Source organism: Bradyrhizobium acaciae (assembly GCF_020889785.1).
GTDB lineage: Bacteria > Pseudomonadota > Alphaproteobacteria > Rhizobiales > Xanthobacteraceae > Bradyrhizobium > Bradyrhizobium acaciae.
The window spans coordinates 16,556-43,049 of the sequence record NZ_JACMYK010000033.1; the positions used below are offsets into that span (position 1 = coordinate 16,556).

Annotated in this window: 26 protein-coding genes; 20 read left to right on the forward strand and 6 right to left on the reverse strand. The window is 65.0% G+C overall.

The features are described 5' to 3' along the window. Positions 1-35: 35 nt before the first annotated feature. The 12 genes from H8A92_RS15735 (at position 36) to fabZ (ending at position 12,625) form a co-directional block, all read left to right on the forward strand. Positions 36-563 (forward strand): DUF2846 domain-containing protein, encoded by a 528-nt coding sequence (locus tag H8A92_RS15735; protein ID WP_229196631.1) that lies wholly within the window; start codon positions 36-38, stop codon positions 561-563. Between the two features lie 252 nt (positions 564-815). Next, complete coding sequence (locus H8A92_RS15740; protein WP_029879753.1) at positions 816-1,808, forward strand: 30S ribosomal protein S2; 993 nt, start codon at positions 816-818, stop codon at positions 1,806-1,808. A gap of 127 nt (positions 1,809-1,935) precedes the next feature. Then, positions 1,936-2,859, forward strand: coding sequence for a translation elongation factor Ts (gene tsf, locus H8A92_RS15745; protein WP_229196632.1), 924 nt, complete (start codon positions 1,936-1,938; stop codon positions 2,857-2,859). Between the two features lie 69 nt (positions 2,860-2,928). Beyond that, on the forward strand, positions 2,929-3,645 hold the full coding sequence (pyrH, locus tag H8A92_RS15750; RefSeq protein ID WP_229196633.1) for a UMP kinase: 717 nt from the start codon (positions 2,929-2,931) through the stop codon (positions 3,643-3,645). Between the two features lie 73 nt (positions 3,646-3,718). After that, entirely contained in the window at positions 3,719-4,282 is a 564-nt protein-coding gene (gene frr, locus H8A92_RS15755; RefSeq protein ID WP_028334007.1) for a ribosome recycling factor, read from the forward strand. 20 nt (positions 4,283-4,302) lie between these two features. After that, on the forward strand, positions 4,303-5,061 hold the full coding sequence (locus tag H8A92_RS15760; RefSeq protein ID WP_229186614.1) for an isoprenyl transferase: 759 nt from the start codon (positions 4,303-4,305) through the stop codon (positions 5,059-5,061). Next, positions 5,058-5,927 carry a phosphatidate cytidylyltransferase gene (locus tag H8A92_RS15765; RefSeq protein WP_229196634.1) on the forward strand — a complete coding sequence of 290 codons (870 nt, stop codon included), beginning with the start codon at positions 5,058-5,060 and terminating at the stop codon, positions 5,925-5,927. Before H8A92_RS15760 ends, H8A92_RS15765 begins: the two co-directional genes overlap by 4 nt. Before the next feature lie 4 nt (positions 5,928-5,931). Further along, on the forward strand, positions 5,932-7,158 hold the full coding sequence (gene dxr, locus H8A92_RS15770; RefSeq protein WP_229196635.1) for a 1-deoxy-D-xylulose-5-phosphate reductoisomerase: 1,227 nt from the start codon (positions 5,932-5,934) through the stop codon (positions 7,156-7,158). 44 nt (positions 7,159-7,202) lie between these two features. Next, the gene (gene rseP / locus H8A92_RS15775; RefSeq protein WP_229196636.1) at positions 7,203-8,354 is read left to right on the forward strand and encodes an RIP metalloprotease RseP; all 1,152 of its coding nucleotides are present in this window, start codon (positions 7,203-7,205) and stop codon (positions 8,352-8,354) included. Positions 8,355-8,529: 175 nt separating this feature from the next. Continuing rightward, a complete protein-coding gene (bamA, locus tag H8A92_RS15780; protein ID WP_229196637.1) occupies positions 8,530-11,073 on the forward strand; it encodes an outer membrane protein assembly factor BamA in 2,544 nt (847 codons plus the stop codon). A gap of 32 nt (positions 11,074-11,105) precedes the next feature. Continuing rightward, on the forward strand, positions 11,106-12,167 hold the full coding sequence (gene lpxD, locus H8A92_RS15785) for a UDP-3-O-(3-hydroxymyristoyl)glucosamine N-acyltransferase (protein WP_229196638.1): 1,062 nt from the start codon (positions 11,106-11,108) through the stop codon (positions 12,165-12,167). Continuing rightward, positions 12,167-12,625 (forward strand): 3-hydroxyacyl-ACP dehydratase FabZ, encoded by a 459-nt coding sequence (fabZ, locus tag H8A92_RS15790; RefSeq protein WP_016841580.1) that lies wholly within the window; start codon positions 12,167-12,169, stop codon positions 12,623-12,625. Before lpxD ends, fabZ begins: the two co-directional genes overlap by 1 nt. A 15-nt stretch (positions 12,626-12,640) precedes the next feature. Here the strand turns inward: fabZ and H8A92_RS15795 are convergent, their stop codons facing one another. Continuing rightward, positions 12,641-12,964 carry a KTSC domain-containing protein gene (locus H8A92_RS15795; protein ID WP_229196639.1) on the reverse strand — a complete coding sequence of 108 codons (324 nt, stop codon included), beginning with the start codon at positions 12,962-12,964 and terminating at the stop codon, positions 12,641-12,643. A 149-nt stretch (positions 12,965-13,113) separates the two neighbouring features. On the opposite strand from H8A92_RS15795, the gene lpxA reads away from it, so the two are divergent. From lpxA to H8A92_RS15820, 5 genes are all read left to right on the forward strand, one after another. Continuing rightward, complete coding sequence (gene lpxA, locus H8A92_RS15800) at positions 13,114-13,908, forward strand: acyl-ACP--UDP-N-acetylglucosamine O-acyltransferase (protein ID WP_229196640.1); 795 nt, start codon at positions 13,114-13,116, stop codon at positions 13,906-13,908. 19 nt (positions 13,909-13,927) lie between these two features. Next, the gene (locus H8A92_RS15805; RefSeq protein ID WP_229196668.1) at positions 13,928-14,785 is read left to right on the forward strand and encodes an LpxI family protein; all 858 of its coding nucleotides are present in this window, start codon (positions 13,928-13,930) and stop codon (positions 14,783-14,785) included. Then, entirely contained in the window at positions 14,785-15,963 is a 1,179-nt protein-coding gene (gene lpxB / locus H8A92_RS15810) for a lipid-A-disaccharide synthase (RefSeq protein ID WP_229196641.1), read from the forward strand. The genes H8A92_RS15805 and lpxB overlap by 1 nt, the downstream gene beginning before the upstream one ends. A gap of 111 nt (positions 15,964-16,074) precedes the next feature. Next, positions 16,075-16,734 (forward strand): SRPBCC family protein, encoded by a 660-nt coding sequence (locus H8A92_RS15815; RefSeq protein WP_229196642.1) that lies wholly within the window; start codon positions 16,075-16,077, stop codon positions 16,732-16,734. Between the two features lie 5 nt (positions 16,735-16,739). Continuing rightward, positions 16,740-17,075 carry an ArsR/SmtB family transcription factor gene (locus H8A92_RS15820; protein ID WP_229196643.1) on the forward strand — a complete coding sequence of 112 codons (336 nt, stop codon included), beginning with the start codon at positions 16,740-16,742 and terminating at the stop codon, positions 17,073-17,075. 34 nt (positions 17,076-17,109) lie between these two features. On the opposite strand, the gene gltA is transcribed toward H8A92_RS15820, so the two are convergent. Next, positions 17,110-18,411 (reverse strand): citrate synthase, encoded by a 1,302-nt coding sequence (gene gltA, locus H8A92_RS15825; protein WP_163152086.1) that lies wholly within the window; start codon positions 18,409-18,411, stop codon positions 17,110-17,112. 160 nt (positions 18,412-18,571) lie between these two features. Continuing rightward, positions 18,572-19,993 (reverse strand): glutamate--tRNA ligase, encoded by a 1,422-nt coding sequence (gltX, locus tag H8A92_RS15830; protein ID WP_229196644.1) that lies wholly within the window; start codon positions 19,991-19,993, stop codon positions 18,572-18,574. A 178-nt stretch (positions 19,994-20,171) separates the two neighbouring features. Between gltX and H8A92_RS15835 the strand changes: the two genes are divergently transcribed. From H8A92_RS15835 to H8A92_RS15845, 3 genes are all read left to right on the forward strand, one after another. After that, positions 20,172-21,851, forward strand: coding sequence for a glutamine--tRNA ligase/YqeY domain fusion protein (locus H8A92_RS15835; RefSeq protein ID WP_229196645.1), 1,680 nt, complete (start codon positions 20,172-20,174; stop codon positions 21,849-21,851). 34 nt (positions 21,852-21,885) lie between these two features. Then, positions 21,886-22,272 (forward strand): YybH family protein, encoded by a 387-nt coding sequence (locus H8A92_RS15840; RefSeq protein WP_229196646.1) that lies wholly within the window; start codon positions 21,886-21,888, stop codon positions 22,270-22,272. A 151-nt stretch (positions 22,273-22,423) separates the two neighbouring features. Continuing rightward, positions 22,424-24,712 carry a ComEC/Rec2 family competence protein gene (locus H8A92_RS15845; protein ID WP_229196647.1) on the forward strand — a complete coding sequence of 763 codons (2,289 nt, stop codon included), beginning with the start codon at positions 22,424-22,426 and terminating at the stop codon, positions 24,710-24,712. On the opposite strand, the gene H8A92_RS15850 is transcribed toward H8A92_RS15845, so the two are convergent. The 3 genes from H8A92_RS15850 to lexA form a co-directional block, all read right to left on the reverse strand. Further along, the gene (locus H8A92_RS15850; protein WP_229196648.1) at positions 24,709-24,936 is read right to left on the reverse strand and encodes a hypothetical protein; all 228 of its coding nucleotides are present in this window, start codon (positions 24,934-24,936) and stop codon (positions 24,709-24,711) included. The two genes, H8A92_RS15845 and H8A92_RS15850, sit on opposite strands and share 4 nt — an antisense overlap. A gap of 145 nt (positions 24,937-25,081) precedes the next feature. Beyond that, the gene (locus tag H8A92_RS15855; RefSeq protein ID WP_229196649.1) at positions 25,082-25,510 is read right to left on the reverse strand and encodes a hypothetical protein; all 429 of its coding nucleotides are present in this window, start codon (positions 25,508-25,510) and stop codon (positions 25,082-25,084) included. Between the two features lie 241 nt (positions 25,511-25,751). Continuing rightward, complete coding sequence (lexA, locus tag H8A92_RS15860; protein WP_163152134.1) at positions 25,752-26,456, reverse strand: transcriptional repressor LexA; 705 nt, start codon at positions 26,454-26,456, stop codon at positions 25,752-25,754. Positions 26,457-26,494: the final 38 nt, after the last annotated feature.

Below are 26,494 nucleotides of genomic sequence, written 5' to 3' on the forward strand. Positions count from 1 at the left end.
CTATGGTCGCGCCCGAGGGGAATTTCGGGGGCGGAATGTTTGGACGTTATGCGGCCTTGCTGGCCGGTGTGTTGATGGTGGCGGGCTGCGTGAGCGATGGTGTCGGCACCGACTATGCGGCGACTTCGCAGAAGTTTGGGCCACCGAAGCCGGGACATTCCCGTGTCGTCGTGCTGCAGGAGAAGCGCAAGGGACTGAGCATGGCGATCTGTGCCTGCGACGTGAAGCTCGATGGTGAGACGATCGGCAAGATCGCCATCGGAACCTACGCGTTCGCCGATCGTCCCGCCGGCCGGCATCAACTGGTTGCGAGTGAGGTCATGTTTCCCGGCGAGACCACGCACAACTTCGCAACCGAGCCGGGCCGCACCTATTTCTTTCTGGTGAAATCGAGCGAGCGGCATGATTCCGTCGCGGGAGTGACAATGGTGGGAGGTTTGGTCGGTGCCGTCGTCGCATCGGCCGCGACTGCGAACGCCGGCAATCCCGGGCCGGCCGATTTCGTTGCATTGGATGAGGCGACTGCGCGCACGACGTTGGCGGACCTGCAATTGGCGCAGTAGGGCTGCCCGGCCAGGATCGCGCGTGGCCGGGGCCATACCGGGCCAATTCGGGTCAAAACGGGTCGGTTCCAGGTGCAAAGGGCTCATCCGGCCGCGGTAACCGGCCGTATTTCCTTGCTTCTGGCTCAAATCAGGCTATATAGCGCGCCATCTCACACGGAAACATGGCTCAAAAGGCCGTCCGGTGGCAGCCGGGCCATAAGGCTCGTCTGCTCACACGTTTCCGGAGGAACCAACCGGAGAATTATCACTATGTCGCTACCCGATTTTTCTATGCGTCAGTTGCTTGAAGCTGGCGTTCACTTTGGCCACCAGGCCCACCGCTGGAACCCGAAGATGCAGGATTACATCTTCGGCGCCCGCAACAACATTCACATCATCGACCTCGCGCAGACCGTGCCGATGCTGCACCGTGCCCTGCAGGCGGTCAGCGATACGGTCGCCAAGGGCGGCCGCATCCTGTTCGTCGGCACCAAGCGCTCGGCGCAGGACGGCGTTGCCGATGCTGCCAAGCGTTCGGCGCAGTACTTCGTCAATTCGCGCTGGCTCGGCGGCACGCTGACCAACTGGAAGACGATCTCGGCCTCGATCAAGCGCCTGCGTCATCTCGACGACGTTCTCTCGTCGGGCGAAGCCAACTCCTACACCAAGAAGGAGCGGCTGACGCTGCAGCGCGAGCGCGACAAGCTCGACCGTTCGCTCGGTGGCATCAAGGACATGGGCGGTCTTCCCGACATGATCTTCGTGATCGACACCAACAAGGAAGACATCGCGATCCAGGAAGCCCAGCGGCTCAACATCCCGGTCGCAGCGATCGTCGACACCAACTCGGACCCGAAGGGCATCACCTATGTGGTGCCGGGCAATGACGACGCCGGCCGCGCGATCTCGCTGTATTGCGACCTCGTGGCGCGCGCCGCCATCGACGGCATCTCGCGCGCCCAGGGCGATTCCGGCATCGACATCGGTGCGTCGGCTGCGCCCGTGCAGGAAGACCTTCCGGCGGCTGCGCCGTCCGGCTTCCAGGGGCTGGCTGGCCCGCGCGGCACTGCCGACAACCTCAAGAAGCTCACCGGCGTGTCCGGTGCGATCGAGAAGAAGCTCAACGACCTCGGCGTTTTCCACTACTGGCAGCTTGCCGAGCTCGATCACGACACCGCGCACAAGATCGGCGAAGAAGTCGGTCTGCCGAGCCGTGCCGACGCCTGGGTCGCTCAGGCCAAGACGCTCGCCGAAGCGGAATAAAAGTTACGCGGCATGGCCGGGCCTCGCCCGGCCGCCGCTTCCATTCCACGAACAACGATTTCCCTGTCACTGACAGCGGCGCCATCGGGCGCCGCGGTTCCTGTACAGGCAAGAAGGACATTGAACGATGGCGACGATCACAGCAGCAATGGTCAAGGAGCTCCGCGAGTCGACCGGCGCGGGCATGATGGATTGCAAGGCGGCGCTGACCGAGAACAACGGCGACATGCAGGAGGCGCAGGATTGGCTGCGCAAGAAGGGTATCACCAAGGCCGCCAAGAAGTCCGGCCGCGTGGCGGCTGAAGGCCTGATCGGCGCGCTGACCCAAGGTACCAAGGGCGTGCTCGTCGAGGTCAATTCCGAGACCGACTTCGTTGCGCGCAACGAGCAGTTCCAGGGCCTGGTCAAGATGATCGCCCAGGTCGCGCTGAAGCATGGAGCCGATGTCGAGGCCATCAAGGCGTCCAAGGTCGGTGACGCCACCGTCGAGACCGCGATCTCCGACGCGATTGCGACCATCGGCGAGAACATGACGCTGCGCCGCGCTGCCTCGCTCGAGGTGAGCAAGGGCGTGGTGTCGAGCTACGTCCATAACGCCGTCATCGATGGCGCCGGCAAGATCGGCGTGATCGTGGCGCTGGAGTCTACCGGCAAGACCGACGAACTCGCGGCCCTCGGCCGTCAGCTCGCCATGCACGTCGCGGCGGCGAAGCCGCTCGCGCTCGACCCGACCGGGCTCGATCCGGAGGCCGTCAAACGTGAGAAGGACGTGCTGGCCGACAAGTACCGCCAGCAGGGCAAGCCGGAGAACGTCATCGAGAAGATCGTCGATTCCGGCCTGAAGACCTACTACAAGGAGGTCTGCCTCCTCGATCAGGCTTTCATCCACGACAGCGGCAAGTCGGTTGCCCAGGCGGTGAAAGAAGCTGAGGGTAAGGTCGGCGGGCCGATCAAAATCGCTGGCTTTGTGAACTATGCTCTCGGTGAGGGAATCGAGAAGCAGGAAAGCGACTTCGCCGCCGAAGTCGCGGCCGCCAGCGGCAAGAAGTAACCGCTGACACCGGGCGTCCGGCGTAGCCGCCGGAAGCCTGCCTGCGCGGGATAAGAAAGCGATCGCATCATGGCTGAGCCGATCTATCGTCGCGTGGTGATCAAGCTGTCCGGCGAATTTCTGGCCGGCTCCCACGGCTTCGGTATCGATCAACCGACGGTCGACCGCGTCGCCGACGACCTGATCGCGGCCCGCAATCTTGGGATCGAGGTCGCCGTCGTGATCGGCGGCGGCAACATCGTCCGCGGCGTCGAGGTGTCCTCGCGCGGCGTGTCCCGGCCGACCGGCGATACCATGGGCATGCTTGCGACTATGATGAACTGCCTCGCGCTCGAGGCGGCGATCGAGCGCAAGGGGACCCCGGCGCGGACCTTGTCGGCATTCGTGATGCCGGAGATTTCCGAGCTGTTCACCCGTGGTGCGACGCACAAATATCTCGCCGAGGGACGCATCGTCCTGCTCGGTGGCGGAACCGGCAATCCGTACTTCACCACCGATACCACCGCCGTGCTGCGTGCGGCCGAGATCGGCGCGCAGGCGGTGCTGAAGGCCACCAATGTCGACGGCGTCTACAGCGCCGATCCGAAGAAGGACCCCAAAGCCAAGCGCTTCGACCGCCTGACCCATTCGCAGGCGATCGAGGGCGGCTACAAGGTCATGGACGCGACTGCTTTCGCACTTGCCCGCGAGACGTCGCTGCCTATCATCGTGTTCTCGATCGCGGAGCCCGGCTCGATCGGTGCAATTCTGCGCGGTACCGGACACGGTACGGTCGTCGCCGGCTGATTGCCGCGCCTCCGGGTCCGGACTCTGGACCCGAGGGCGTCGATCGCCGGTTTCTAGTAAAGGGAGAAACGTCATGGCCGCAGCTGGTTTTGACATCAACGACGTGAAGCGCCGCATGCAGGGCGCCACACAATCGCTCAAGCACGAGCTCGGTGGCCTGCGCACCGGCCGCGCCGCGGCGTCCATGCTGGAGCCGGTCCAGGTCGAGGCTTACGGCTCGCATATGCCGCTGAACCAGGTTGCGACCATCAGCGTACCCGAGCCGCGCCTGCTCTCGGTGCAGGTCTGGGACAAGACGATGGTCAAGGCGGTGGAGAAGGCAATCGTCGACTCCAACCTCGGCCTGTCGCCGGCGACCGAAGGACAGGTGCTGCGATTGCGGATCCCCGAGCTCAACGAGGAGCGGCGCAAGGAGCTCGTCAAGGTCGCGCACAAATACGCCGAAGCGGCCAAGGTCGCGGTCCGCCACGTCCGCCGCGACGGCCTCGACGTCATCAAGAAGCTCGAGAAGAATCACGAGATCTCCGAGGACGACCAGGAGCGCCTGTCGAACGAGGTGCAGAAGGCGACCGACGGCGTGATCGCCGAAGTCGATCAGCTGCTTGCCGCCAAGGAAAAGGAAATCCTGACGGTCTGAAGGCCTACGGGAACCAGCCGATGTCGAACGCCGCGGCCCCAGCAACTGACGGACCGGATCGCTCCGGCAGTCCGTTGCATGTGGCTGTTATCATGGACGGCAACGGGCGCTGGGCCGCTTCGCGCGGCCTGCCGCGCGTCGAGGGCCATCGCCGCGGCGTCGAGGCGCTGCGCCGCGTGGTACGTGCGGCCCATGAACTCGGCATCCTCTATCTCACGATCTTTTCCTTCAGCTCGGAAAACTGGTCGCGGCCCGCCACCGAGATCGGCGATCTGTTCGGCCTGCTGCGTCGCTTCATCCGCAACGATCTGGCGACGCTGCATCGTGACGGGGTGAGGGTGCGGGTGATCGGCGAGCGCGACGGGCTCGACCCCGACATCTGCGCGCTGCTCAGCGAGGCCGAGGAGCTGACGCGGAATAACGTCAAGCTCAACCTGGTGGTTGCCTTCAACTACGGCTCGCGGGCGGAGATCGCTGCCGCAGCCCGGCGGCTTGCGCGCGAGGTCGCCGACGGGAAGCGGGACGCCAACTCCATCGATGCCGACACGCTCGGGCAATATCTCGATGCGCCCGATATTCCCGATCCGGATCTGATCATCCGCACCAGCGGCGAGCAGCGGCTGTCGAACTTCCTGATGTGGCAGGCCGCCTACAGCGAGCTGGTGTTCGTGCCGATCCACTGGCCGGATTTCGACAAGGCGGCACTCGAAGGCGCGATTGCGGAATACGGCAAGCGCGAGCGCCGGTTCGGCGGGCTCGCCGCGAAAACCGGCTCGTGACCGAGGGCGAGGCCGCGTCGGCGGCAGCAAGCGAGCAGCCGCCGCCAGCCGGCGAGCAGGGATCGCGCAACCTCGTGATGCGCGTGGCTGCTGCGCTGGTGCTGGCGCCGGTCGCGATCGCACTGGCCTATATCGGCGGCATCGCCTGGTCGCTCCTGGTGACGCTGGTTGCGATCGGCCTGTTCGCGGAATGGCTTGCCGTCACCGGGCTCGGACGCGAGCTCCGCGTCGTGGTGCCCGGCGTTGTTACGTTGCTGCTCGCCGGACTTTGCCTGATGGCGGGCCGTATCGATGCGGCACTGGTCGTGCTCGCGGTCGGTGCGGTCGTTGTGGCGCTGACATCGGGCGCGCGGCGCAACTGGGCGATTGCGGGATTGCTCTATGCGGCAGGGGCCGAGATCGCATCGGTGCTGCTGCGCCATGATCCGGCGAAGGGCTTTGCCGCGCTGATGTTCGTGCTGCTGATCGTATGGGTCACTGATATCGGCGGCTATTTCGCGGGCCGCAGCATCGGCGGGCCGAAGCTGTGGGTGCGGATCAGTCCGAAGAAGACCTGGGCCGGCGCGGTCGGCGGCTTCGTGGCGAGCCTGCTTATTGCGGCCGGCTTTGCCGCCCTCGAGATCGGGACGACCGGTCCGCTGCTGTTGCTCGGAGCCATGTTGTCGGTGGTCTCGCAGCTTGGCGATCTCTTCGAATCCGCTGTGAAGCGGCGGTTCGGAGTGAAGGATTCCAGTCACGTTATTCCCGGCCATGGCGGCCTTCTGGATCGCCTGGACGGATTTGTCGCAGCCGTCATTGTGGCGGCGATTTTCGGCTTTCTCCGCGGTGGTGCCGATGGCGTCGGACGCGGTCTTATGGTTTGGTGATGAGATGAGCGCTGTTCCGTTGCGTAACAACAAGGCCGCGGCGGCATCCGCCGTGCGGACCGTGACCGTCCTTGGTGCCACCGGCTCGATCGGCGACAGCACGATGGATCTGCTGCGTGGCGCGCGCGATCGTTACCAGGTCGAGGCGCTGACCGCGAACAGCAATGTCGAGGGCCTCGCCAAGTTGGCCAAGGAGTTCGGTGCGCGGTTCGCCGCCATTGCCGATCCGGCGAAGCTGTCAGAGCTGAAGGATGCGCTGGCCGGAACCCGGATCGAATGCGGGGCCGGGGAGAGCGCGATCATCGAGGCGGCCGCTCGGCCTGCGGATTGGGTGATGGCGGCGGTCAGCGGCGCTGCCGGACTGAAGCCCGCGCTTGCCGCGGTCGATCGCGGCGCCACGGTTGCACTCGCCAACAAGGAGTGCCTGGTCTGCGCCGGCGACATCTTCATGGAGCGCGCCAAGAAGGCCGGCGCTTGCATCCTGCCGGCGGACTCCGAGCACAACGCGCTGTTCCAGGCGCTGGCCTCCGGCAATCGCGAGGAACTGACGCGGGTGATCATCACCGCGTCCGGTGGACCGTTCCGAACCTGGGCACCCGCCGACATCGAGCAGGCGACGCTGGAGCAGGCGCTGAAGCATCCCAATTGGAGCATGGGGCAGAAGATCACGATCGATTCCGCCTCGATGATGAACAAAGGCCTCGAGGTGATCGAGGCGTCCTATCTGTTCGCGCTGGCGCCGGACGAGATCGACGTGCTGGTGCACCCGCAGTCGATCATCCACGGTATGGTCGAGTTCTCCGATCGCTCGGTGGTCGCCCAGCTCGGCACGCCCGACATGCGGATCCCGATCGCGCACTGCCTCGGCTGGCCCGACCGGGTCGTCGGGCCGTCAGCCAAGCTCGATCTCGCCAAGATCGGTCAGCTCACCTTCGAGGCGCCGGACTTTCAGCGCTTCCCGGGGCTGCGGCTGGCTTACGAGGCGCTGCGCACCGGGCACGGTGCGACGACGGTCTACAATGCCGCGAACGAGATTGCGGTCGCCGCGTTTATCGCCGGCAAGATCAAGTTCGGTGCGATCGCCCGGCTGGTCGAGGCAACGATGAATGATTGGATCAGGTCAGGGAATCAGCCACCACTGCACTCGGCGGATGATGCGATTTCCATTGACCATATCGCGCGAAATAAAGCTGCCGCCCTATTGCCTCAAATTGCCTTAAAGGCAACCTAGAGGGTCGGGGACGGAGCTTAATCGCTCTTGTCGAGGGGAGTCAGATGCCCGAGTATTTTCTTCATAGTATCAATGCGTTGAGCCATGGGCTCCTCGGCTATATCATTCCCTTTCTCTTCGTCCTGACCATCGTCGTCTTCTTTCACGAGCTCGGCCACTTTCTGGTCGCGCGCTGGGCTGGCGTGAAGGTGCTGACGTTCTCGCTGGGCTTCGGGCCGGAGCTTGCCGGCTTCAATGACCGGCACGGCACGCGCTGGAAGATCTCGGCGATACCGCTCGGCGGCTACGTCAAATTCTTCGGCGACGACAGCGAGGCATCGACGCCGTCGACCGAATCGCTCGCCGCGATGACGGCGGAGGAGCGCGAAGGCAGCTTCCATCACAAGTCGGTCGGAAGACGCACTGCCATCGTTGCGGCCGGCCCGGTCGCGAATTTCATTCTCGGCGCCCTGATCTTCGCGGGCATGGCGCTGTATTACGGCAAGCCGAGCACGATCGCCCGGGTCGACGGCCTGGTGGCCGAAAGCGTCGCCGCGAATGCAGGCTTCAAGGTCGGCGACGTCGTCGTGGATATCGACGGCAGCGCGATCCAGAGCTTCGCCGACATGCAGCGGATCGTAGCTTCGAACGCCGGTTCAGAGCTTGGCTTCAAAGTGAAGCGGGATGGCGCGGTCGTCGCGCTCAAGGCGACGCCGGCGCTCAAGGAGGTCAAGGACCCCTTCGGCAATGCGCACCGAATCGGTGTGCTCGGAATCGAGCACAAGGCTCAGGTTGGCGAAGCCTCCAGCGCTCCGGTCGGCGTCTTTGAAGCCCTGAAGATCGGCGTCGAGCAGGTCTGGTACATCATTGCCAGCACCTTCAAGTTCCTGGGTTCGCTGTTCGTTGGGACCGGCAATCCGGGAGAGGTGAGCGGTGTCATCGGAATCGCGAAGCTGTCGGGGCAGGCGGCGAGCGCCGGTTTCCAATTCGTGGTCAACCTTTGCGCCATCCTGTCGGTCTCGATCGGGCTGCTGAACCTGTTTCCGATCCCGCTTTTGGATGGCGGACACCTTCTGTTCTACAGCGCCGAGGCGGTTCGTGGCCGTCCGCTGTCGGAGCGGACGCAAGAGGTGGGTTTCCGAATCGGATTGGGTTTGGTTTTGATGCTGATGGTATTTGCGACATACAACGACATCCTCAGGATCGCCGGGTCCTGAAACGGGCTTTTTTGTGGCGTTGCCGATGGGCAACGTCTTGGAACGAAAATGGAAATGTTCAGCTGTAGGAAGTTTGCCCCCTCGGCAAAGTTGGCTACAAGCTGAGCGGCAGGTTGGGAATCTGTCGGGTCGTTGGGGAACGGTCCGGCATTGCTAAGATAAGGGCGCGTTGCGCATGATGTTTGGAATGCGAGTGAGGGGGGGCTTGTTTGCCGCCTTGGTCATGTTCGCCGCGCCAGTGGCGGCCACCTTGGCGGCCGTAGCTGTGTCTGCGCCTGCGTATGCGCAGACGGTCGATTCGATCACGGTGGAGGGGAACCGCCGCGTCGAAGTCGAAACCATCCGCTCCTATTTCCATCCCGGACCGGGCGGCCGGCTGGGTCAGGCGCAGATCGACGACGGTCTGAAGGCGCTGATCGAGACCGGGCTGTTTCAGGACGTCCACATCGATCAGCGGGGCGGGCGCCTCGTCGTGGTCGTGGTCGAGAATCCCGTGATCGGTCGCGTTGCATTCGAGGGCAACAAGAAGGTCAAGGACGAGCAGCTCACCGCCGAAGTCCAGTCCAAGCCGCGCGGCACCTTTTCGCGCCCGATGGTTCAGTCGGATGCCCTGCGCATCGCCGAAATCTACCGTCGCTCGGGCCGTTACGATGTGCGGGTCAATCCGCAGATCATCGAGCAGCCGAACAACCGCGTCGACCTGATCTTCGAGGTCAATGAAGGCGTGAAGACCGGCGTGCGGTCGATCGAGTTCGTGGGCAACAATGCCTATTCGGCGTCCCGTCTGCGCGACGTCATCAAGACCCGCGAATCGAATCTCCTGAGCTTCCTCGGCGGCAACGACGTCTACGACCCCGACCGGGTCGAGGCCGACCGTGACCTGCTGCGCCGCTTCTACCTCAAGAACGGCTATGCCGACGTCCAGGTCGTGGCCGCGCTGACCGAATACGATCCCGACAAGAAGGGCTTCCTGGTTACCTTCAAGATCGAAGAGGGCCAGCAGTATCGCGTTGCATCCGTCAACTTCACCTCGTCGATCAATACGCTCGATCCGAACGCGCTGCGCACCTATTCGCGCGTCAATGTCGGCTCGCTCTACAACGCCGAGGCGCTGGAGAAGTCGGTCGAGGAAATGCAGATCGAAGCGTCCCGCCGCGGCTACGCGTTCGCGGTGGTCCGCCCGCGCGGCGATCGCAATTTCGACAATCACACGGTGTCGATCACCTTCGCGATCGACGAGGGCCCGCGCACCTATATCGAGCGCATCAACATCCGCGGCAACAGCCGCACCCGCGACTACGTGATCCGTCGCGAATTCGATATCTCTGAAGGCGACGCCTACAATCGTGCGCTGGTCGATCGTGCCGAGCGCCGGCTGAAGAACCTCGACTTTTTCAAGACGGTGAAGATCACCACGGAGCCGGGCTCCTCCAGCGATCGCGTCATCCTGATCGTCGATCTCGAGGAGAAGTCGACCGGTGACTTCTCGGTGTCGGGCGGTTATTCGACCACCGACGGCGCGCTGGCTGAAGTCAGCGTCTCGGAACGCAACCTGCTCGGCCGCGGCCTGTTCGCGAAGGCGTCGGTGACCTACGGCCAGTATGCCCGCGGCTACTCGCTGTCGTTCGTCGAGCCCTATCTGCTCGACTACCGCGTCGCGCTCGGCCTCGACTTCTATCAGCGCCAGCAGCTGTCCAACAGCTACATCGCCTACGGCACCAAGACGCTGGGCTTCAGCCCGCGGCTCGGCTTCAGTCTGCGGGAAGACCTGTCGCTGCAGTTGCGCTACTCGATCTATCAGCAGGAAATCACCCTGCCGTCGGCGCTCAACAACTGTAACAACGTGCCGTTCCTCGCTGACGGTGTGACGCCCAATCCGGCGTTCAATCCGAGCCCGGCCTATGCGAACCTGAACGGGATCAGCCTGGTGTCGACCAATGGTCTCGGCTGCTTCTTCGACGGCGAGGCCTCGCTGCCGGTCCGCAAGGAACTGGCGGGTGGCAAGACGCTGACGTCGGCGCTGGGCTACACGCTCAACTACAACACCCTCGACAACAACAAGAACCCGACCGACGGTCTGATCGTCGACTTCAAGCAGGACTTCGCCGGCGTCGGCGGCGACGTCAGCTACATCAAGTCCGCGATCGACGCGAAGTACTACACTCCGCTGGTCTCCGACATCGTCGGCGTGATCCACGCCCAGGGCGGCATCCTGAACAAGCTCGGGAGCCAGGATCTGCGCATGCTCGATCACTTCCAGATGGGCCCGAACCTGGTCCGCGGCTTCGCGCCGAACGGCATCGGTCCGCGTGACATCAACCCGTACGGCACCATGGACGCCGTCGGCGGCACCAAGTACTGGGGCGTGTCGGCGGAACTGCAGATGCCGTTCTGGTTCCTGCCGAAGGAAGTCGGACTCAAGGGCGCGGTCTATGCCGACGCCGGCGGCCTGTACGACTACAAGGGCCCGACCTCGTGGGCGGCGACGGGCGAAGTCAACCAGCCCGGCTGCATCAAGCCGACGAACAACCCGCCGTCTCCGGGCACCTGCCTTGGTCTGAGCTATGACGACAGCAAGGTTGTCCGTACCTCGGTCGGTGTCGGTCTGATCTGGCAGTCGCCGTTTGGTCCGCTGCGCTTCGACTACGCCGTGCCGCTGACCAAGGGTGCGTATGACCGCGTGCAAGAATTCCGGTTTGGTGGCGGTACGACCTTCTAACACCGCTGCCCGACCGGACTGCGACGGATGGAATGGCGCAGCCGAACTTCTTCAAGAGTCCTCCTTCGTCATCGCTGGCAGAAATAGCCACGTTGACGAAGGCGCAACTGGTCGACCCCGCGAGGGGCGCGCTTGAGATCAGGGGGCTGGCCTCGCTCGACGAGGCCGGTCCGATGCATCTCGCCTTTTTCGACAATCTCAAATATGCCGACCAGCTCGCTGCGACCAAGGCCGGCGCCTGTCTGGTCAGCCCGCGCTTCGAGGCGCAGGTACCGAAGGGCACGGCCGTGCTGCGGGCCGCCAAGCCGTTCCAGGTGTTCGTCGAACTCGCCCGCGAATGGCATGCCGACGCGCTGCGGCCGCAATCCTGGTTCGGGACCGAGGGCATCGCGCCGTCGGCGATCATCGATCCCACCGCGCGTCTCGAGGACGGCGTCGTCGTCGATCCCCTGGTCGTGATCGGCCCGCGGGTCGAGATCGGTGCCGGCACCATCATCGGCGCAGGTGCTGTGATCGGCGCCGACGTCAAGATCGGCCGCGACTGCAATGTCGGCGCCAAGACCACCATCCAGTTCGCCCTGATCGGCAACAACGTGCTGATCCACCCGGCCTGCAATATCGGCCAGGACGGCTACGGCTTCATCTTCTTCGGGCCGAAGGGCCACGTGAAGGTGCCGCAGACCGGCCGCGTGGTGATCCAGAACAATGTCGAGGTCGGCGCCGCCTCGACCATCGACCGCGGTTCCTTGCGCGACACCGTGATCGGCGAGGGCACCAAAATCGACAACCAGGTCCAGATCGGCCACAATGTGACCATCGGCCGGCACTGCCTGCTCGCGGCCCAGATCGGCCTCGCCGGCAGCCTGACGATCGGCGACAATGTTGCGCTTGGCGCCAAGGTGGGCATCAACAACCACCTCAAGATCGGCGACGGCGCCCAGGTGACGGCGATGAGCGCGGTCAAGGACGACATTCCGGCCAACGGTCGCTGGGGCGGGCATTTCGCCAAGCCGACCAAGCAGTGGTTCAGGGAAATTATCGCGGTGGAGCGCCTGGTGCGCGACAACGAAACCAAAGGCAAGGAACAGGAGTGATGGAGGAGGCACCGGTCAAATTCGAGCTCGTGGATATCAACGATATCCTGAAGACGCTCCCGCATCGCTTTCCGATGTTGCTGATCGACCGCGTGATCAAGATCCGCACCGACTACAGCGGCATCGGCATCAAGAACGTCACGTTCAACGAGCCGCCGTTCCAGGGGCATTTCCCGGATCGTCCGGTGTACCCGGGCGTGATGATGATCGAGGCGATGGCGCAGACCGCCGGTGTGATCGGCATCAAGTCGGTCGAAGGCACCGAAAAGCCGCGCGCGGTGTATTTCCTCACCATCGACAAGTGCAAATTCAGGAAGCCGGTGATGCCCGGCGACACCATCGAATACCACATGCGCTCGCTCGGTCGCCGCAAGACGATGTGGTGGTTTCACGGCGATGCCAAGGTCAACGGCCAGGTCGTCGCCGAGGCCGATGTCGGTGCGATGCTGACGGATTAAAGCGCGCTACTCAGGTCACGACGTCGTGCAGGCATATCGGCCGTCCGCGGCTGCGATCCGCAGGACGCGATTGAGGTAGACGCCCATCGAGGATGCGTTCATCAGCGCATCGTGGGTCTCAGTGGGGACGTTGCAATAGTGCTGGTAGCTGCCTCGCACCGCGACCAGCAGCATGCGCTCGCCTGGGCTGTAGCAGACCCGCTGGACGATCGTGCTGCGATTGACGTCGCGGCATTCGAATGTCGACAGATCGACGGTCGTGCTGTCGCCGAGATCGGCCGTCTCCGGACCGATCGGCAGAGATAACAGGCTGAGGATCAGCGCGGCGGCCCGGACCATCTGTCGGTTGCGACCTTCTCGTTTGCAACAGGCCGTCATGATACGTCACTGGACAGGGCGGGCAAAGTCGCGCTAACGACCGCCCAAATCGACAGCATCGCGTCTTGATAGCACCTTGGCACCGTTAACGAATTCCGGATCGAAACTTCATGAGCATGATCGACCCCACTGCGCGGATTGCGGATGGCGCCGTGATCGGGGCCGGCACCGAGATCGGTCCGTACTGCATCATCGGCCCCAATGTCGTGCTCGGCGAGAACTGCAAGCTGATCGCGCATGTCACGATCAGCGGGCATACGAAGATCGGCGCCGGCTGCGTCATCTCGCCATTTGCCGCGCTCGGGGGACCGCCGCAGGATCTGAGCTATCGCGGCGAGCCGACCCGTCTCGAAGTCGGCGAGGCCTGCACGATCCGCGAAGGCGTGACGATGAACGTCGGCACGATCAAGGGCGGCGGGCTTACCCGCGTCGGCGATCGCGGCTTCTTCATGAACAACAGCCATGTCGGCCATGACTGCATGGTCGGCAACGGCGTGATCTTCGCGACGTCGGCGACGCTTGGCGGCCACTGCGAGATCGGCGACTTCGTCTATATCGGCGGCCTGTCGGCGGTGCACCAGTTCACCCGCGTCGGTTCGCAGGTGATGATCGGCGGCGTCTGCGGCGTGCGCGGCGACATCATCCCGTTCGGTTTGGCCAACGGTCAGTACGCGGTGCTCGAAGGACTCAACATCATCGGCATGCGGCGGCGCCAGTTCACCAAGGCGCGGCTGGCTGTGGTGCGTGCGTTCTATCAGAGGCTGTTCCACGGCCCCGGCATCTTCGCCGAGCGGCTGGCCTCGGTGCAGCCGCTGGCGGGCGAGGATCCGGCGATCGCGGAAATCCTCACCTTCATCGAGGGCGGCAAGCTGCGGCCGCTCTGTCTTCCCGCCGATACCAACTGAGCAGGGGATGGCCGCCAGCATGACGTCAGCGGCTCCCTCGCTTTCCTCGCCGGTCGGCGTGATCGCCGGCGGCGGCGCCATGCCGTTCGCGGTTGCCGATCAGCTCGCCGCGCGCGGCATCACGCCGGTGCTGTTCGCGCTGCGCGGCGCCTGCGATCCGGCGCGCGCACAACGTTTTCGTCACCGCTGGATCTCGGTCGGCCAGCTCGGGCGGGCGACCCGGCTGTTCCGCGACGAGGGTTGCCGGGACCTGATCTTCATCGGCACATTGGTTCGCCCGGCGCTGTCGGAGATCCGGCTCGACTGGGGCACGCTGCGCCTGCTCGGTCACGTCGTGCGCGCGTTTCGCGGCGGCGACGATCATCTGCTGTCGAGCGTCGGGCGCATCCTCGAGCAGCAGGGATTTCGCATGGTCGGCATCAAGGATGTCGCGCCCGATCTCCTGATGCCGGAGGGCGCCGTGACGCGCACGACGCCGGATAGCACCGCGCTCGCCGACATCGCGCGCGGACGCGGCGTGCTCGACGCGCTCGGCCCGTTCGACATCGGCCAGGCAGCTGTCGTGATCGACGGCCACGTGGTTGCGGTCGAGGATATCGAGGGCACCGACGGATTGCTGGCGCGCGTGGCGCGGCTGCGCGCCGAGGGCCGCATTCGTGCCAAGGCCGGCCGCGGCGTGCTGGTGAAGGCGCCGAAGAGCAAGCAGGATCTGCGCTTCGATCTGCCGACCATCGGCCCGCGGACGGTCGAGGGCGCGGCGGCGGCGGGTATCGCGGGGATCGCGGTGATCGCCGGCAACACACTGGCTGCCGAGCCGCAGGCCCTGATCGAAGCTGCTGACGCAAAAGGGCTGTTCGTCATCGGGCTGGCCGGCTGATGCAGGCGCACAGTCCCAGCACCGTCCGCAAGATCTTCCTCATCGCAACCGAGGAATCCGGCGACCGCCTCGGTGCAGCGCTGATGAAGGTGCTGCGCCAGCGGCTCGGCGATGCCGTGCAATTTTCCGGTGTTGGTGGCCGGGCGATGACCGCCGAGGGCATCGAGCCGCTGTTTCCGATCGAAGACCTCTCGATCATGGGCTTTGCCGCCGTCGTCAAGCAATTGCCGAAGATCCTGCGATTGATCCGCCGCACGGCCGATGCCGTGCTCGCCGACGCGCCCGATATGCTCGTCATCATCGACAGCCCTGACTTCACGCATCGCGTCGCGCGCCGCGTTCGCGCCCGCAACCCGAACATCCCGATCGTCGACTACGTGTCGCCATCGGTCTGGGCCTGGCGGCCGGGCAGGGCGCGCGCGATGCGACGCTATGTCGATCACGTGCTCGCGCTGCTGCCGTTCGAGCCTGAGGAATATCGCAAGCTGCAGGGACCGCCGTGCAGTTATGTCGGCCATCCCTTGACCGAGCAGTTCGCTTCGCTCCGGCCGAACGAGGAGGAGCAGAGGCGGCGCGATGCTCAGCCGCCGGTCCTGCTGGTTCTGCCGGGAAGCCGGCGCAGCGAGATCAGGCATCATCTGGCGCTGTTCGGTGCGGCGCTCGGCCAGCTCAGCAAGCAAACGCCGTTCGAGCTCGTGCTGCCGACCATGCCGCATCTCGAGGCGATGGTGCGCGAAGGCGTCGCATCGTGGCCGGTGGTGCCGCGCCTTGCGATCGGCGAGACGGAGAAGCGCGCAGCCTTCCGCGTGGCACGCGCCGCGCTCGCAAAGTCAGGTACGGTGACGCTGGAGCTCGCGCTGTCGGGCATTCCGATGGTGACGGCCTATCGCGTCGGCGCTGCCGAGGCATTCATCCTGCGCCGTGCCATTCGCGTGTCGTCCGTGATCCTCGCCAATCTCGTGATCGGCAGCGACATCATCCCCGAATTCCTGCAGGAGGACTGCACGCCGGACAAGCTCGTGCCGGCGCTCGCCGATGTGCTCGCGGACTCGCCCGAGCGATTGCGGCAGCTCGTGGCTTTCGCCACGATGGACGGAAAGATGTCGACCGGCGACCAGCCGCCGAGCGTCCGCGCCGCCGAAATCGTGCTGGCGGAAATGGGCCGGCATTCGACCTAGCCATCGATCATGACCGCGTCAGCGGCGACATACGGCCGCAACTGTTCCGCTTGCCTCGAATATTTAGACCATACTAATATTAGCTACAGCTAATATTAGGTGGAGCCTGCCATGAGGATCGATCCTGTCGCCTATGTCGGAGCCGTCATTCGCGAAGTCGCCGTCCGGGAGCGCGACGGCAAGCCGGCGCGGGTGGTGATCGCGACCCGCAGCTACGACACCGACATCGCGGACCTCTGGGACGCGCTGACCAACCCCGAACGGATTCCGCGCTGGTTCCTGCCGATCTCGGGCGATCTGAAGCCTGGTGGCCGCTACCAGTTCCAGGGGCAGGCGGGTGGCGAAATCACGACGTGCGAGCCGCCGCGCCGGCTTGCCGTAACCTGGGAAGCGATGGGCACCGTCAGCTGGGTTACGGTGACCCTCGCCGGCGATGGCGCCGGCGGCACACGGCTCGAACTGGAGCATCTCTCGCTGATCGAGGGCGACTTCTGGGATCGTTACGGACCCGGCGCGGTCGGTGTCGGCTGGGACCTCGCTTTGATCGGGCTTGCGCTCTACGTCGCCGCGGGCCCTGGCGGGCAGTTCGATCGCGCCGCCGCGGAAGCGTGGCCCGGCTCCGAAGACGGCAGGGATTTCATTCGCCGCAGCAGCGCGGACTGGTGCAGCGCCTCGATCAAATCAGGCACGGACGACGCGGCGGCGCGCAGGGCCGGGGCCAACACGACGGCGTTCTACCTGGGTGAGCCCGAGCCGGGCGGCGGAGGCTAGCCGCCGTGCACGCCTTCGACATTCTCGGCGATCCCGTTCGCCGGCGCATTCTGGAACTGCTGGCGACCGGCGAGCACAGTTCGGGCGATGTCGTAGCCGTCGTGCAGCGCGAATTCGGCATCACCCAATCGGCGGTCTCGCAGCAGCTGCGAATCTTGCGGGACGCCGGTTTCGCGTCGGTGCGCGCCGACGGCACCCGTCGCATCTATGCCGTGGAGCCGGGACGGCTGCGCGAGGTCGACGACTGGCTCGACCGGTTCCGCGCGTTGTGGCTGCCGCGCCTCGACGCGCTGGCGACCGAAGTTGCGCGGGGCAAACGAAAACGGCGCCATCAGAATTGATGGCGCCGTCTCGGATCGTCGTTAGGGACGAAGCCTACTTGCGCTTGTCGATCGTCACATAGTCGCGGCGCGCTACGCCGGTGTAGAGCTGGCGCGGGCGGCCGATCTTCTGCTGCGGATCCTCGATCATCTCGCTCCACTGGCTGATCCAGCCGACGGTGCGGGCGACCGCGAACAGTACGGTGAACATCGAGGTCGGGAAGCCCATCGCCTTCAGCGTGATGCCTGAATAGAAGTCGACGTTCGGGTAGAGCTTTCGGTCGATGAAATAGGGATCGCTGAGTGCGATCTTCTCGAGCTCGAGCGCAACCTTCAGCATCGGGTCATCGCCATGGCCGGTCTCGGCCAGCACCGCGTGACACATCTTCTGCATGATCTTGGCGCGCGGATCGTAGTTCTTGTAGACGCGATGACCGAAGCCCATCAGGCGGACTTCGCTGTTCTTGTCCTTCACCTTGGCGATGAACTCGGGGATCTTGTCGACCGTTCCGATCGAGGACAGCATCGCGAGCGCCGCCTCATTGGCGCCGCCATGGGCCGGGCCCCACAGGCAGGCGATGCCGGCCGCGATGCAGGCGAACGGGTTGGCGCCGGAGGAGCCGGCGATACGCACCGTCGAGGTCGACGCGTTCTGCTCGTGGTCGGCGTGCAGGATGAAGATCTTGTCGAGCGCGTCGGCGAGCACCGGGTTGATCTTGTAGTCCTCGCACGGCACCGCGAAGCACATCTGCAGGAAGTTCTCGGCGAAGGAGAGCGAGTTCTTCGGATACACGAAGGGCTGGCCGATGGTGTATTTATAGGCCATCGCCGCCAGCGTCGGCACCTTCGCGATCATCCGCATCGAGGCGATCATGCGCTGCTTCGGATCGTTGATGTCGGTGGAGTCGTGGTAGAACGCGGCGAGCGCACCGACCGCTGCGACCATGATCGCCATCGGGTGCGCGTCGCGGCGGAAGCCCTGGAAGAAGCGGGCCATCTGCTCGTGCACCATCGTGTGATGGATCACGCGATAGTCGAAATCCTTCTTCTGCGCCGGGGTCGGAAGCTCCCCGTAGAGCAGCAGGTAGCAGGTCTCGAGGAAGTCGCCGTGCTCGGCGAGCTGCTCGATCGGGTAGCCCCGGTATTCGAGGATACCGGCGTCGCCGTCGATGTAGGTGATCTTCGACTGGCAGCTGCCGGTCGAGGTGAAACCGGGGTCGTAGGTGAACACCCCGGCCTGGCCGTAGAGCTTGGCGATGTCGATGACATCAGGCCCAACCGTGCCGCTCAGGATCGGGAAATCGTAGTTCTTGTTGCCGATGGTGAGTGTGGCTGTCTTGCTGGATTTTGCGTCCATCGCGATATCCCCGATGAATTCGTTGCGAAAACCGACCTTGCCCAGTCGCTAAATTGCGGCCCATGGCGGGGCGGAACGGCTTGTTGAGAAGGCGTCCGGGATTGGGTAGCTCATTGCAATGTGCGCTGCAAGATGGACCCTGGAGGGGGTCCATGCAGGATCACGCCGCCTGATCGGCGAGGCGGGCGAGGCACTCCTGGCGTCCCAGGACGGCCAGCACGTCGAATATGCCCGGCGACGTCGTGCGTCCCGTCAGCGCCACCCGCAACGGCTGGGCGACGGCGCCAAGTTTCAGATTGTTCTGCTCGGCCAAATTCCGCATGGCGGTCTCGGTGGTCTCCGCCGTCCAGTCGCTCACGGCTTCCAACGCGGTGCGCAGGCGCCCGATCAACGCGCGTGTTTCCGGCGTGAGTAGCGCTGCCGCTTTCGGATCGAGCTCAAGCGGCCGATCGGCGAAAATGAAGTAAGCGCTCGCGATCAGCTCGATCAGCGTCTTGGCACGCTCCTTCAGGCTCGGCATCGCCCGCAGCAATTGCGCGCGGGTGGTATCGTTGAGCTTGGCCTTCAGCGCGGCACCCTCAGGAACATAATCCAGCACGCTCTCGAACTGGGTCACGAGGGATTGATCGTCGCTCTGCCGGATATAGTGACCGTTGAGGTTCTCCAGCTTGGCGAAGTCGAACCGTGCCGCCGAGCGGCCGATGCCCGAGAGGTCGAACGCGTCGATCATCTCCCGGGTCGAGAAGATCTCCTGGTCGCCATGGCTCCAGCCAAGCCGGACCAGGTAGTTGCGCAACGCCGACGGCAGATAGCCGAGCGCGCGGTAGGCATCGACGCCGAGCGCGCCATGGCGCTTCGACAGCTTCCAGCCGTCGGGCCCGTGGATCAGCGGAATGTGGGACATGCTCGGCAGCTCCCACTCCAGCGCGTCGTAGATCTGCTTCTGCCGCGCGGCGTTGATCAGGTGATCGTCGCCACGGATGATGTGCGTGACGCCCATATCGTGGTCGTCGACCACGACTGCGAGCATGTAGGTCGGGGTGCCGTCACCGCGCAGCAGGACGAGGTCGTCGAGGTTCTCGTTCTGCCAGACCACGCGGCCCTGCACCTGATCCTCGATCACGGTCTCGCCGGTCTGCGGCGCCTTCAGGCGGATGGTCGGCTTGACGCCGGCCGGAGCGGTGGCCGGATCGCGGTCGCGCCACATGCCGTCATAGAGGCGGGTGCGGCCCTCGGCGCGCGCCTTCTCGCGCATCGCCGCCAGCTCCTCCGGCGTGGCGTAGCAGTAGTAGGCCCGGCCGGCGGCGAGCAGGCCCTCGGCGACCTCGCGGTGGCGGGCGGCGCGGCTGAACTGGTAGATGACGTCGCCGTCCCAATCGAGCTCGAGCCATTTCAAGCCGTCCAGGATGGCGTCGATCGCCTCCTTGGTCGAGCGTTCGCGGTCGGTGTCCTCGATCCGGAGCAGCATCTTGCCGCCGAGCTTCCTGGCATAGAGCCAGTTGAACAGCGCGGTACGGGCGCCTCCGATATGGAGGAAGCCGGTCGGTGAGGGGGCGAAGCGGGTAACGACGGAATTGGTCATGATCGCGTGCGACGTATGCTGGAATGGGCGGTGGTGTATAGCAGGAACCGGACATAACTAAAGCCTCGGTTGGCCTTTTGCCCGTCAAACCAGGCTTGAAAGCACACTCGAAACCAGGCTTGGCCGGGCCGCCCGAATTTGGCAGAAGGTTGGGCTTAATCCTCCAGGGAACCCATTGATGACAACTGACACGACGGCAGAGGCAGGGCGCGACTTCATCCGCGACATCGTCCAGGCCGATCTCTCCTCCCACAAGCACAACCGGATCGTGACCCGATTCCCGCCGGAGCCGAACGGCTACCTGCATATCGGCCACGCCAAGTCGATCGCCCTGAATTTCGGCATCGCGCAGGAATTCGGCGGCCAGTGCAATTTGCGCTTCGACGACACCAATCCGACCAAGGAGGAGCAGGAGTACATCGACTCCATCCAGGCCGACGTCCATTGGCTCGGCTACGATTGGGGAACCAATCTCTTCTTCGCGTCGGATTATTTCGAGCGCCTGTATGATTGGGCCGAGGGCCTGATCAAGGCCGGTTATGCCTATGTCGACGACCAGTCGCAGGAGGAGATCCGCACTTCCCGCGGCACGCTGACCGAGCCCGGCAAGAACTCGCCGTTCCGCGACCGTTCGGTCGAGGAGAACCTCGACCTGTTCCGCCGCATGAAGGCCGGGGAGTTCTCGAACGGCGCCCGCGTGCTGCGTGCCAAGATCGACATGGCGTCCGGCAACATCAACCTGCGCGATCCCGTGCTGTACCGCATCCTGCACGCCCACCATCCGCGCACCGGCGATAAATGGTCGATCTATCCGAGCTACGACTACGCGCACGGCCAGTCGGACGCCATTGAAGGCATCACCCATTCGATCTGTACGCTGGAGTTCGAAGATCACCGCCCGCTCTATGAGTGGCTGCTCGACAAGCTGCCGGTGCCCTCGAAGCCGCGCCAGTACGAAATGGCGCGTCTCAATCTGACCTACACGCTGCTGTCCAAGCGTGTGCTGACCCAACTCGTCCGTGACGGGCACGTCTCGGGCTGGGACGATCCGCGGATGCCGACCGTCGCCGGCCTGAAGCGGCGCGGCGTACCGCCGGCTGCGGTGCGCGAATTCATCAAGCGCATCGGCGTCGCCAAGGCCAACAGCGTGGTCGATGTCGGCATGCTCGAATTCTGCATCCGTGAGGAGCTGAACCGCACGGCGCTGCGCCGCATGGCGGTGCTGCGGCCGCTCAAGGTGGTGATCGAGAATTATCCGGAAGGACAGGTCGAGGAGATCGAGGCGATCAACCATCCCGACAATCCGGAAGCCGGCACCCGCAAGATCGCATTCGGCCGCGAGCTCTACATCGAGCGCGACGACTTCATGGAGAACCCGCCGAAGAAGTTCTTCCGTCTCTCGCCCGGCAATGAGGTGCGGCTGCGCTACGCCTACTTCATCAAGTGTACCGGCGTGATCAAGAACGACGCCGGCGAGATCGTCGAGCTCCGCGCGACCTACGATCCCTCAACCAAGGGCGGCAACGCACCCGACGGCCGCAAGGTGAAGGCGACGATGCACTGGCTGCCGGCGGCGCAGTCGAAGCCGGCGGAGATCCGGATCTACAACCAGCTGTTCGCCAACCCGAGCCCGAACGCCGCCGATTTCGCCGCCGACCTCAACCCGCACTCGCTGGAAGTGTTGACCGATGCACGGGTCGAGCCTGCCATCGCCGAGAGCAATTCACCCGACGCGATGCAGTTCGAGCGGCAGGGCTATTTCGTGCGCGACGCGGACTCGACGCCGGACAAGCTCGTGTTCAACCGCACCATCGGCCTGCGCGACACCTTCGCCAAGGAAGTCGGCGGCAAGGCTTAGGCGCTCCAGCGCGGACAACGGACGGAGGCGATCGATGCCTGATGAAGCCGACGAAATCGCCTCCGCCGTCATCACTAGATGGTCTGCGGGTTTCAGCAAGCTCGATGCGGACATGCTGGCCGCGCTCTATTCCAACAGCGCGTTCTTCTTCGGCTCGAATCCGACGCTCTATCGCGGCCGCGACGGCGTCAAAGCCTACTTTGACGGCCTGCCGCGTTGGCAAGCGCCGCGCGTTCAGTTCAGCGAGGTCAGGACCGACCGGGTGAATGCCGATCTCGTCAACATGGTGGGCATCGCATCCTTCTTCCTCAACGGCGATGCGCCCTCTCTCGCCGTCAAGATCACCTGGGTCATGACGCGTGAGGACGGCGACTGGAAGATCGCCTGCCATCACGTCTCGTCACAGACGCCGCTGATCTAGGCGCGCCGGTAGTCCTGATCGGCCCCTGTCGTCGACGAGCGCCGACTATCCTCGCAAGTCACAGCCTTCGGTTGCGTGTTTCGGTTCCGTTCCGCTAGTCGGGTGACTGCGGCATCCGCTAGCCTGCCGCCCGGCAGGGATCGCAAGCGGAATGGCGGAGCAGGGCACGACGCCGGGCGGCAAACGCGGCTACGCGGGGACGTGGCCGCCGCGCGCGGCTGCACCGGTCGGCGGCTATCTCCCGGTGCGCGCCAGCATCTGGCGGCCTTTCGTCGAGACCATGCGGAAATGGGCGCGCGCGGAGGCGGGGGCCGGACGGCTGTTGCCGTGGGTGCCGGTGGCGTTCGGCACCGGTATTGCGTTCTATTTCGCGGCCGAGCACGAGCCGGTGCTATCGGTCGCGGCGGCTGTCGCAATCGTGTTCTGCCTGCTGGCGCTGTTGGTGCGGCGGCGCAGCGTGTTTCCCGCCGTCGTGATGCTGGCCGCGATCGCGGCTGGCTTTGCGATGGCGACATGGAAGACGGCGCGGATCGCTCATGGCGTGCTGGCACGGCCGGTGTTCTCGGTGGCGCTGACCGGTTTCGTAGAGACGCGCGATATCCGGGAGAAGACTGACCGCTTCGTGCTGCGCGTCGTGTCGATGGAGAGCCAGCGCGAGGTTCCAAAACTCGAGCGCGTCAGGCTCTCGGTGAAGAAGGGCACCGCGCCCGAGGTCGGCAGCTTCGTTGAATTGAAGGCGCGGCTGATGCCGCCGCTCGGGCCGCAGCGTCCGGGCTCCTATGATTTCGGCCGCGACCTCTATTTCCAGGGCATCGGCGCCTCCGGCTTCGTGATGGGCGCGGTCAAGACCAGGGAGCCGCCGGCAGCCGGCGGCCTCGCGCTGCGCTATGCCGCCTTCATGCAGTGGCTGCGCGACGCCATCGACGCGCGCATCCGCGCCACGCTCGATGGCGACCAGCGCGCGATCGCGACCGCGCTGCTGACCGGCCGGCGCGACGCGATCACGACGCCGGTCAACGACGCGATGTTCATCTCGGGGCTCGGCCACGTGTTGTCGATCTCCGGCTACCACATGGCCGTGGTCGCCGGCGTCGTGTTCTTCACGATCCGCGCGCTGCTCGCGCTGTTTCCGGCGCTGACCGCGGGACACCCGATCAAGAAATGGGCCGCGGCCGCCGCACTGGTCGCCGCGGCGTTCTATCTGCTGCTGTCGGGAGCCGAGGTCGCGACGCAGCGATCGTTTTTCATGACGGCCGTGGTGCTGATCGCGGTGATCGTCGATCGCCGCGCGATCACCTTCCGCACCTTGGCGGTGGCGGCGCTGATCGTGCTTGCGATCGCGCCGGAGGCGCTGGTGCATCCGAGCTTCCAGATGTCGTTTGCCGCGACGCTCGGCCTCGTGGCGCTGGTGCAGATCGGGCTGCCGAACCTGCTGGCGTCGCCGGATCATTCGGCGACCGCGCGCGTTGCGCTATGGGGCGGGCGTGAGCTCACGATGCTGATGCTGGCCTCGCTGGTGGCGGGGCTCGCGACCACCCCCTACGCTGCATTCCATTTCCACCGCGTGACGCCGTACGGGCTGCTCGCGAACCTCGCGGCGATGCCGGTGGTGTCCGCGATCGTGATGCCGGCCGGCCTGCTCGGGCTCCTCGCCATGCCGTTCGGGTTCGACGGCGTGTTCTGGGCGATCATGGGCTTTGGCATCGACTGGATGATCCTGGTGACGCAATGGGTCGCCGCGCTGCCCGGTGCGGTCGGCCGGATGGCGGCGTTCGGGATCGGGCCTCTGATCGTTGCAAGTGCGGGCCTCGTCCTGCTCGGCCTGTTGCGCACGCCGCTGCGCTGGTCGGGCGCGCTGCTGCTGGTGGTGGCTTCGGTATGGGCGCTGCTTGTGCCGCAGCCGGACGTGCTGGTCTCCGCCGACGGCCGCAACGTTGCGGTGCGGGGCGGCGACGGGCGGCTGCATCTGATGCACAGCGCCAAGGACGCCTTTCTGGTGAAGGAATGGCTGGCGGCGGATGCCGATGCGCGGACCGCGACCGATGCATCGCTCGGTGAGGGCGTCTCCTGTGATCCGAGCGGCTGTGTGACCCAGAGCTCGAACGGCGGCTTCGTCGCGCTGGCCGTGCGCGCTGAGGCGCTGGCTGACGATTGCGAGCGTGCGGCACTGATCGTGACGGCCCGGCCGCCACCGCCGCGGGGCTGCGCGGCCTCGGTGATCGATGCCGAGCGGTTGCGACGCCACGGTGCTCTGGTGCTGCGCAGGACCCGTGACGGCTACGCCATCGATGCGGTCAAGCCCGGCGGGATCGACCGGCCGTGGTCGCCTGCGGCTCCCGGCGACGGTGACAGCGAGACAACGCTGCGTGCGCCTGCCAGCGCACCGCGGCCCGCCGTCGATGCGACCCCGGCCGAGACGGATTTGCAGGGCGAAGATTAGCCGTGGTCCGGCGAGGGGCCGGCCGGCAGTTCGAACAGGCCGAGATGGTACTCGTCGGATTCGGGGCCGGCGTCGGGCTTCTTGACGAGGGTAAAGGAAGCCTCGGGAAACTGCTCCCAGACCTTCAGGTCGTCAGCCGTCACCGTCAGCCAACCGAACCGGAACATGTAGCGGCCCGGTTCCGTGACGCGTCCAGCTTTTTGCCAAGTGACCTTGTCGACCACCGCGCACGTCCTCCGTGCACGATGATGCGCCAAGGCGGCCGCCGACGCAAATCTCCTGTGGCGCCCCGGAACCGGATGTCCGGGGTCGCTCCAAATCGTCTAGGTCATCCGCCGCTGAATGGCGCGTTCCGCGGCGACGATGCGTTCAACCCAAAAACAGCGTTGCGAACGCGGAGGGGCGCCGCTCCACGACCTTCGGCTTCTGCTCGATGGTTGGATGCAGTGCCGGCAGTTGCAGCACGCTAACGCGTTGTCCCTCGACCAACTGGGTCACCAGCACATGGCTGCCGTCGGGGAATTCGACCGCGTCGTGATGACGATCGGGAACGTCGGGTTCGACTTCGTTGAACACACCGACGCGGAAATTCATCGTCTTGGTCCAGATCCAGCGGCTGTCGTAGCGAACGTTCTCGGCGAAAGCGAGTTCGGTGCCCGGCAGCATGCAGACCGCGACGGTGGGGTCGTTCTCCGAAGCAAAGCCGCGGGTCGACGTGCCGCGGAAAGTCGTCGTGATCAGCGTCTCTCCGACAATGGCGGGGCGCGATGCCACGGCGTGCAGACTATAGTCACACATCGGATGGCTCCTCATTTCGAGGTAGCGACCCGTGCCTCTCCTTGAGGCATGGGGCCTCTACCAGAGTGGACGATAGCGAACGAGCGTCTGCTCGTTTCTGGGCGATTGTACGACTGGCCCGAGTTCGCCTCAATCACAAACACGCGACACTGCGTGAGAGGTATCGGAGCGCATCGGGCAGGCCGCATACCGCGCTATCTTCCAAGGAACGATCCGATGTGTCGCTCGTTCCTCGCAGCCCTCAGTATTTGCGATAAAGGCCGATCAGCTTGCCCTGGATGCGGACCCGGTTCGGCGGCAGGATGCGCACTTCATAGGCGGTGTTGGCCGGCTCCAGCGCGATCGACGCGCCGCGGCGGCGGAAGCGCTTCAGGGTGGCTTCCTCCTCGTCGATCAGCGCCACCACGATGTCGCCGGTGTTGGCGACGTCGTTGCGCTGGATCAGCGCCATGTCGCCGTCGAGGATGCCGGCATCGACCATCGAGTCGCCGCGCACTTCCAGCGCATAATGTTCGCCGGAGCCAAGCATGTCGGGCGGCACGCTGATGGTGTGGCTGCGGGTCTGCAGCGCCTCGATCGGCGTACCGGCGGCGATCCGGCCCATCACCGGGACCGCGACCGGCCGGTTGCCGTCGTCCTCGGCGATCGGCGGCGTGCTGGTCCGCTTGCCGAGGGTGCCTTCGATGACGCTCGGCGTGAAGCCGCGACGGCCGTTGCCGGCGCCGGCCGAGAGCTCGGGCAGCTTGATGACTTCGATGGCGCGGGCGCGGTTGGGCAGGCGGCGGATGAAGCCGCGCTCCTCGAGCGCAGTGATCAGGCGGTGGATACCGGACTTCGAGCGCAGGTCGAGCGCATCCTTCATCTCGTCGAAGGAGGGCGGCACGCCGGCCTCTTTCAGACGTTCATTGATGAAACGCAGAAGTTCGTACTGTTTGCGCGTGAGCATCTCGAGTATTCCCCCGGTTGATAGCGTCGTTCGATTCC

What these genes read in the sequence shown, in the direction of transcription:
- H8A92_RS15735 (WP_229196631.1), top strand. Translation starts at nt 36, where the DNA reads ATGTTTGGACGTTATGCGGCCTTGCTGGCCGGTGTGTTGATGGTGGCG.
- H8A92_RS15740 (WP_029879753.1), top strand. Translation starts at nt 816, where the DNA reads ATGTCGCTACCCGATTTTTCTATGCGTCAGTTGCTTGAAGCTGGCGTT.
- tsf (WP_229196632.1), top strand. Translation starts at nt 1,936, where the DNA reads ATGGCGACGATCACAGCAGCAATGGTCAAGGAGCTCCGCGAGTCGACC.
- pyrH (WP_229196633.1), top strand. Translation starts at nt 2,929, where the DNA reads ATGGCTGAGCCGATCTATCGTCGCGTGGTGATCAAGCTGTCCGGCGAA.
- frr (WP_028334007.1), top strand. Translation starts at nt 3,719, where the DNA reads ATGGCCGCAGCTGGTTTTGACATCAACGACGTGAAGCGCCGCATGCAG.
- H8A92_RS15760 (WP_229186614.1), top strand. Translation starts at nt 4,303, where the DNA reads ATGTCGAACGCCGCGGCCCCAGCAACTGACGGACCGGATCGCTCCGGC.
- dxr (WP_229196635.1), top strand. Translation starts at nt 5,932, where the DNA reads ATGAGCGCTGTTCCGTTGCGTAACAACAAGGCCGCGGCGGCATCCGCC.
- rseP (WP_229196636.1), top strand. Translation starts at nt 7,203, where the DNA reads ATGCCCGAGTATTTTCTTCATAGTATCAATGCGTTGAGCCATGGGCTC.
- bamA (WP_229196637.1), top strand. Translation starts at nt 8,530, where the DNA reads ATGATGTTTGGAATGCGAGTGAGGGGGGGCTTGTTTGCCGCCTTGGTC.
- lpxD (WP_229196638.1), top strand. Translation starts at nt 11,106, where the DNA reads ATGGCGCAGCCGAACTTCTTCAAGAGTCCTCCTTCGTCATCGCTGGCA.
- fabZ (WP_016841580.1), top strand. Translation starts at nt 12,167, where the DNA reads ATGGAGGAGGCACCGGTCAAATTCGAGCTCGTGGATATCAACGATATC.
- H8A92_RS15795 (WP_229196639.1), bottom strand. Translation starts at nt 12,964, where the DNA reads ATGGTCCGGGCCGCCGCGCTGATCCTCAGCCTGTTATCTCTGCCGATC.
- lpxA (WP_229196640.1), top strand. Translation starts at nt 13,114, where the DNA reads ATGAGCATGATCGACCCCACTGCGCGGATTGCGGATGGCGCCGTGATC.
- H8A92_RS15805 (WP_229196668.1), top strand. Translation starts at nt 13,928, where the DNA reads ATGACGTCAGCGGCTCCCTCGCTTTCCTCGCCGGTCGGCGTGATCGCC.
- lpxB (WP_229196641.1), top strand. Translation starts at nt 14,785, where the DNA reads ATGCAGGCGCACAGTCCCAGCACCGTCCGCAAGATCTTCCTCATCGCA.
- H8A92_RS15815 (WP_229196642.1), top strand. Translation starts at nt 16,075, where the DNA reads ATGAGGATCGATCCTGTCGCCTATGTCGGAGCCGTCATTCGCGAAGTC.
- gltA (WP_163152086.1), bottom strand. Translation starts at nt 18,411, where the DNA reads ATGGACGCAAAATCCAGCAAGACAGCCACACTCACCATCGGCAACAAG.
- gltX (WP_229196644.1), bottom strand. Translation starts at nt 19,993, where the DNA reads ATGACCAATTCCGTCGTTACCCGCTTCGCCCCCTCACCGACCGGCTTC.
- H8A92_RS15835 (WP_229196645.1), top strand. Translation starts at nt 20,172, where the DNA reads ATGACAACTGACACGACGGCAGAGGCAGGGCGCGACTTCATCCGCGAC.
- H8A92_RS15840 (WP_229196646.1), top strand. Translation starts at nt 21,886, where the DNA reads ATGCCTGATGAAGCCGACGAAATCGCCTCCGCCGTCATCACTAGATGG.
- H8A92_RS15845 (WP_229196647.1), top strand. Translation starts at nt 22,424, where the DNA reads ATGGCGGAGCAGGGCACGACGCCGGGCGGCAAACGCGGCTACGCGGGG.
- H8A92_RS15855 (WP_229196649.1), bottom strand. Translation starts at nt 25,510, where the DNA reads ATGTGTGACTATAGTCTGCACGCCGTGGCATCGCGCCCCGCCATTGTC.
- lexA (WP_163152134.1), bottom strand. Translation starts at nt 26,456, where the DNA reads ATGCTCACGCGCAAACAGTACGAACTTCTGCGTTTCATCAATGAACGT.